The sequence below is a fragment of the Streptomyces sp. NPDC007917 genome, assembly GCF_042959105.1.
Taxonomy (GTDB): domain Bacteria; phylum Actinomycetota; class Actinomycetes; order Streptomycetales; family Streptomycetaceae; genus Streptomyces.
This window is the reverse complement of record NZ_JBIBKK010000051.1, coordinates 21,935-27,721: the sequence shown is the minus strand read 5'-3', so window position 1 is coordinate 27,721 and position 5,787 is coordinate 21,935. Positions and strand designations below refer to the sequence as shown.

Genomic DNA, 5,787 nt, shown 5'->3' with positions numbered 1-5,787 from the left:
GACGACACCCACCAATTCCTCCACGCCCTCGCCCACGCCCACACCACCGGCCACCCCATCAACTGGCACACCACCCACCAACACCACACCCCACCCCCCCAACACACCAACCTCCCCACCTACCCCTTCCAACACCACCGCTACTGGCTCAACACCCCCAACCAAACAGGAGACATCACAGCGGTTGGGTTGAGCGAGGCCGGGCACCCGCTGCTCGGCGCCGCGACTTTGCTCGCGGACAGCGACGGACACCTCTTCACCGGCCGACTCTCCTTGCGTACGCACCCCTGGCTGGCCGACCACGCCTTCGCCGGCGTCGCGCTTCTGCCCGGGACGGCGTTCCTGGACATCGCCCTGCAGGCGGGTGAGCGCGTCGGGTGTCGACATGTCGAAGAACTCACCCTTCATGCGCCCCTTCTCCTCCCGCGGCGTGGCGGAATCGCTCTCCAGATCAGCGTCGGGGCCCCGGACGGCGAGGGGCGGCGGGAGTTCGTAGCCTACGGGCGGAGTGACGACGACGTCCCGGGCGCGGAGAACGCGCAGGGCGCCGAGCATTCCGAGGGCGCGGGCCGTCGATGGACACGGCATGCCACCGGCACCCTGAGCAGCAGCCCCTCCTCGCCCACCACACCTCCGGCAACAACAACCGGCTCGATGCCCGATGCGTGGCCGCCAGGCGAGGCCGACGCCCTGGATCTCGACGGGCTGTACGAGCGGCTGGCCGGGGCGGAGTTGGCCTACGGGCCCGCGTTCCACGGGCTGCGCGCCGCCTGGCGCGAGGGCTCGGACGTCTTCGCCGAAGTGCGTCTGCCCGAACCGCAAGCCCGTGAGGCCGACCGGTTCGGCATCCATCCGGCCCTTCTGGACGCGGCGCTGCACACCCTCGGCCTCGATCCGCCCCTCGGCGACGCCGGGGGCGACGCCGGGGGTGGCGCCGGGGGTGGCGCCGAGAACGAGGCCGAGGAGACGGGCGATGCGAGTGAGGGGCAGCGGGCGGCTCGGTTGCCGTTCGCCTGGCGTGGGGTGACCCTGCATCGCAGGGGTGGTGAGGTGCTGCGGGTGCGGCTCTCGCCGGGGCCGGGCCGTGGAGTGGTGGCCATCGAGGCGACGGACGAGTCGGGGCGGCCAGTGGCCTCCGTCGACGCGCTCGTGCTGCGGCCGGTGTCCGCGGGCGAGGTACGGGCCACCCACTCGGAGCATCACGAGTCGCTGTTCGGCTTGGAATGGCCGGCCGTGGCATTGCCCGCCGCAGGCCCCTCCCCATCCGTTCACTCCTCCTCCGGTGCTTCTCCCTCCGATCCCTCTCGCTTCACCGTCGTCGGCGCCGATCCGTACGGGCTCGCCTGCCGGCGCCATGACGACTGGTCCGCGCTGCTCGGCGCCATGGAGGCCGATGGCGCGCCAGAGGTCATCGTCGTCCCTTGTGGCGGGGACCAGGGCGGTGACGGTACGGGCGGCTCGGCCGTGCACACGGCCGTGTGCCACGCGCTGCGCCTGCTGCAGTCCTGGCTCGGCGACGACCGGTTCGCGGACAGCCGGCTGGTCATGCTGACGCGAGGGGCGGTCGCCACCCGCCGGGAGGACGACGTCACGGATCTGGCCGGCGCGGCGGTGTGGGGCCTGGTCCGCTCGGCGCAGTCCGAGAACCCGGACCGGATCACGCTGGTGGACTGGGACGGGCGTGGCTCCTTGGCCCAGGTGCTGCCCACGGCGCTGACCGCTGATGAGCCCCAGCTGGCCGTCCGCGGCGGAGAGGTGTGCGTACCGCGGTTGGTGCGGGTGCCACGGCAGGATCGGCCCGGCCCGGCAGACGGATCGACCAAAGTACGGGCCGACGGGTCGGCTGGCGAAGCGGACGACGGATCAGCTGACACGACGCCATGGGCGCTCGATCCGGCGGGCACCGTGCTGATCACGGGCGGCACCGGAGTGCTGGGTGGGCTGATCGCCCGCCACCTCGTGATGGCGCACGGTGTGCGGCGGCTGCTGCTGGTCGGCCGTCGCGGCCCGCAGGCCGAGGGAGTAGGGGCCCTGGCGGCCGAGCTCGAGGCGCGCGGCGCGACGGTGACCGTCGCCGCCTGCGATGCCGCCGACCGCGAGGCGCTGGCCGCCTTGCTGGGCCGCGTCCCCGAACAGCATCCGCTGACCGCCGTGATCCATGCCGCCGGGGTGCTCGACGACGGCACGATCCCCTCGCTGACACCCGAGCGGATCGACACCGTCTTCCGCGCCAAAGTGGTCCCGGCGCTGCTCCTGCACGAGCTGACGCGCGACGCGGACCTGGCCGCCTTTGTGATGTTCTCCTCCGCGGCATCCGTACTCGGTTCGCCGGGCCAGGGCAACTACGCGGCGGCCAACGCCGTGTTGGACGCGCTGGCCCGGCACCGCCGGGCCGAGGGGCGGCCCGCCATGTCGTTGGCCTGGGGGCTCTGGGCGCAGGGCAGTGGGATGACACGCCATCTGGACGGCACCGACCACGCCCGGATCAGCCGTGGGGGGATGGCGCCGCTGGCCACCGAGGAGGCGTTTGCCCTTTTCGACGCGTCGTCGGCGGCCGGGGAGCCGTTCCTCGTCCCGGCCCGGTTCGAGTTCGGCGCGCTGCGCACGCGGGCGGACAGCGCCGGGGTGCCTGCGCTGCTGCGCGGGCTCGTCCCGGTCTCCGCCCGCCCCGGCGCGGCCGGCGGAGGCGAGGACGGGTCGGAGGTGGGTGTGTCGCTCCGCGACCGGCTCGCCCGCTGCGGTGGCAAGGAGCAGCAGGGGATCCTCATGCGTCTGGTGCGGTCCCACGCCGCCGCGGTGATCGGCCATGCGGGGATCGAGGAAGTGGCGGAGCGCCGTGCCTTCCGGGAGCTGGGTTTCGACTCGCTGACCGCCGTCGAGCTGCGCAATCGGCTCACCGCCGCCACCGACCTGCGGTTGCCCGCGACCGTCGCGTTCGACTTTCCGACCCCGACCGCGCTCGCGGAGCACATGCGTGTCCTGCTGCTGCCGACGAACGGGAACGGCGCCGGGGCGGCCGAGACCTCGGCCGCCGGTCCCGGCGAGGAGGAGTTGCGGGCCGCCGTGGCGTCCATTCCGCTCGGCAGGCTCCGGGAGGCGGGCCTGCTGCCCGCGCTGCTGAAGCTCGCCGAGGGCCCTGCCGTCCCGGCCGCGCGTTCCGCGGAGGACGCCCCCTCGATCGACGAGATGGACGTCGACAGTCTCATCGGCCTGGCGCACGGCGACCAGTCCGGCTCGGACTCGTAGTTCGAACCCCGTAGTTCCGACTCGTAGTAAGGAGTGATACATGACCGATCTGGTCGACGAGGACCGGCCGGAGGCCGCCGAGCAGGCCGATGCCGTGCGCGGTCTGCGGGTGTTCGCCCTTCCCGTGGCGCTGTGGGCATGTGTCGGCGCCCTGGTGCTGGGGCTTCAGGTGTACGTGTTCGCCTCCTGGCTCGCCGACGGCGGCTACCGCGTCGAGAAGGCGCCCACGACCGCGGGCGGTGGGGGCTCGGAGCGGATCGCCGATGTGCTGGTTCCGCTGCTGTCCGTGGCGGGAGCGGTGATCCTCGCGGTGTGTCTCTACCGGAGGTGTCGGGCCAGTGGACGGCTGACGTTCGACGCGTTGCTCTTCATCGGCCTGCTGTCGGCAAGTTGGCAGAGCCCCTTGATGAACTGGATCCACCCGGTGCTCGCCTCGAACGTCAACGTGTTCGGGGCAGTGGCCTCGTGGGGGCCGTATGTGCCGGGTTGGCAAGGGGCGGGGGCCCACCAGGAAGCCGAGCTGCCACTGGCGACCCTGAGCATCTGCATGACGGCCATGATGGTCGCCGTGGCCTGCGGCAAGGGCATGGGTCGTGCCGCTGCCCGGTGGCCACGGCTGGGGCCGGTCCGGCTGCTCGCGCTCGGCTTCCTGCTCGTCGTGGTCCTCGACGTCGCCGAGCCGCTGGTGTCCTTCGCGGGCGTCTCGGTATGGACGCGAGCCGTGCCCGAACTGACCGTCTGGAGTGGGCACTGGTACCAGTTCCCGCTGTATCAGATGGTGGCCTCGGCGCTCTTCGGCGCCGCGCTGGGGGCCGTGCGCCACTTCCGCAACCAGCGCGGCGAAACCTGTCTGGAGTCCGGGGCGGCCCTCCTGCCGGAGGGCCCGAGGCCATGGGTGCGGCTGCTGGCGGTGGTGGGCGGGGCCAATATCAGCATCGCCCTCTACACCGGCACACACATCGTGTTCTCACTGATGGACGGCGCTCCCCCGGACCGGCTCCCCGAATTCTTCCGCCCGACGGCCGGCTACTGAGACCGCCGACCGCCCGCACGCCCGAACCGCCGACCGCCCGCACGCCCGATGTGTCACCGGCTCGCCTGCGGCGCCACACTCGGTGGGCGCTGCGCCTCGTCCTTGTTCCCGGTCCTGGGCTCCACGATCATGCGGAGCCGCTGGGGGACCACATGGGTGGCCAGGTGGGTCGCCCGGACGCTGCGCCCGGGCACCGGGCGCAGCCGCCACCGGGAGGCGATGACGGCGACGGCGACCGCGGTCTCCGTCTCGGTGAAGGCGTCTCCGATGCACTTGTAGACACCTCCCGAGAAGGGGACCCAGGCGCCCTTCTTGACCCGCGTGGCGTTCCGCTCGGGGTCCCAGCGGTCGGGGTCGAACCGCTCGGGGTCCGGGTACCAGCGGGCGTCGTTCTGGAGGGCGTAGGCGCTGTACATGACCTCGACGTCGGCGGGGAGTTCGTGGCCGCCGAGCCGGACCGGCTCTCGCGTGCGCCGGGCGCCGACCCATCCCGGGTACTTGCGCAGGGCCTCTTTGACGAGCCGCTGGGTGAAGACCAGCCGGGTGAGGTCCTGGGAGCGAGGTGGCCGGCCGTCGAGGACCGTGTCGAGCTCGTCGTGCAGCCGCCGTTCGAGGTCGGGGTTCCGGCCGAGTTCGTAGAAGATCCACGATGCGATGGCGGCCGGCCCGCCGATTCCCGTGATGGCCAGGCCCATGACCTCGTCGCGGATCTCTTCGTCGGTCAGACCGGCGCCGGTGGCGTCCGTGGTCCTCAGGAGCATCGAGAGCATGTCGCCGTGGTCCCGCCCTTCGGCGCGGTAGGCGGCGATGGTCTCCTCGATGACGGTTCGGGCCGGGGGCAGTTGCCGGTTGCCGGGGGTGGGGAGCCGTCGGTAGATCCCGGGCAGGATCGCGCTCATCCTGGCTACGGTCAGGATGGCGTTGCCGGCTTTACGGAGTTCCGCCTCGGCGTGCGCGGCATGTCCGGAGAGGAACAACGACTTGGCGATCATGGCTGTGGCGAGCTCGGTCATGGCGGGCACCACATCCACCACCTCGTGCGCCGACCAGGAGTCGGCGGTCTCCTCGGCGGCCGCGCACATGGCGGCCACGTAGCCGCCGAGCCGTTGCCGGTGGAAGCAGGGCTGCATCATGCGGCGCTGGCGCCGGTGGGGGTCACCGGTCGTCGCCACCAGGATGGGGCCGATGAAGGCCAGCGCCTTGCCGTGTCCGGCGCCTCGCGTGTAGGCGTGTGCGTCGGTCACCAGCAGCGACCGCACCAGGTCCGGGTGGGTGGCCACGTAAACGGGCTTGTGGCCGAGCCGGATTCTGACCAGGTCCCCGTGGTCCGCCAGGGAGGCCAGAAAGTCGAGCGGCCGCCGGGCCAGCCGGGGCAGATGGCCCACCACCGGCCATGAGCCCGGCACAACGGGGACGGGGAGAGGGGCAGACATCGCGGAACTCCTATCAGGGTCGGCCGCTACCGGAGGAAATGAGGATAAGGAGCCATCAACACCCCCAAGAAGCCC

Annotated in this window: 3 protein-coding genes; 2 read left to right on the top strand and 1 reads right to left on the bottom strand. The window is 72.2% G+C overall.

Annotated elements, in window-relative coordinates; genetic code table 11:
- Positions 1-3,246 (top strand): SDR family NAD(P)-dependent oxidoreductase (locus ACFZDL_RS46615; RefSeq protein ID WP_391194533.1); only part of this gene is annotated, 3,246 nt, incomplete at its 5' end.
- Between the two features lie 40 nt (positions 3,247-3,286).
- On the top strand, positions 3,287-4,279 hold the full coding sequence (locus ACFZDL_RS46610; RefSeq protein ID WP_353597201.1) for a spirocyclase AveC family protein: 993 nt from the start codon (positions 3,287-3,289) through the stop codon (positions 4,277-4,279).
- Positions 4,280-4,332: 53 nt separating this feature from the next.
- Here the strand turns inward: ACFZDL_RS46610 and ACFZDL_RS46605 are convergent, their stop codons facing one another.
- Complete coding sequence (locus ACFZDL_RS46605) at positions 4,333-5,712, bottom strand: cytochrome P450 (RefSeq protein ID WP_353597200.1); 1,380 nt, start codon at positions 5,710-5,712, stop codon at positions 4,333-4,335.
- Positions 5,713-5,787 lie beyond the last annotated feature (75 nt).

Bases quoted from the DNA above. Each gene is read 5' to 3' on its own strand.
- ACFZDL_RS46610 (WP_353597201.1), top strand. From the start codon at position 3,287: ATGACCGATCTGGTCGACGAGGACCGGCCGGAGGCCGCCGAGCAGGCC.
- ACFZDL_RS46605 (WP_353597200.1), bottom strand. From the start codon at position 5,712: ATGTCTGCCCCTCTCCCCGTCCCCGTTGTGCCGGGCTCATGGCCGGTG.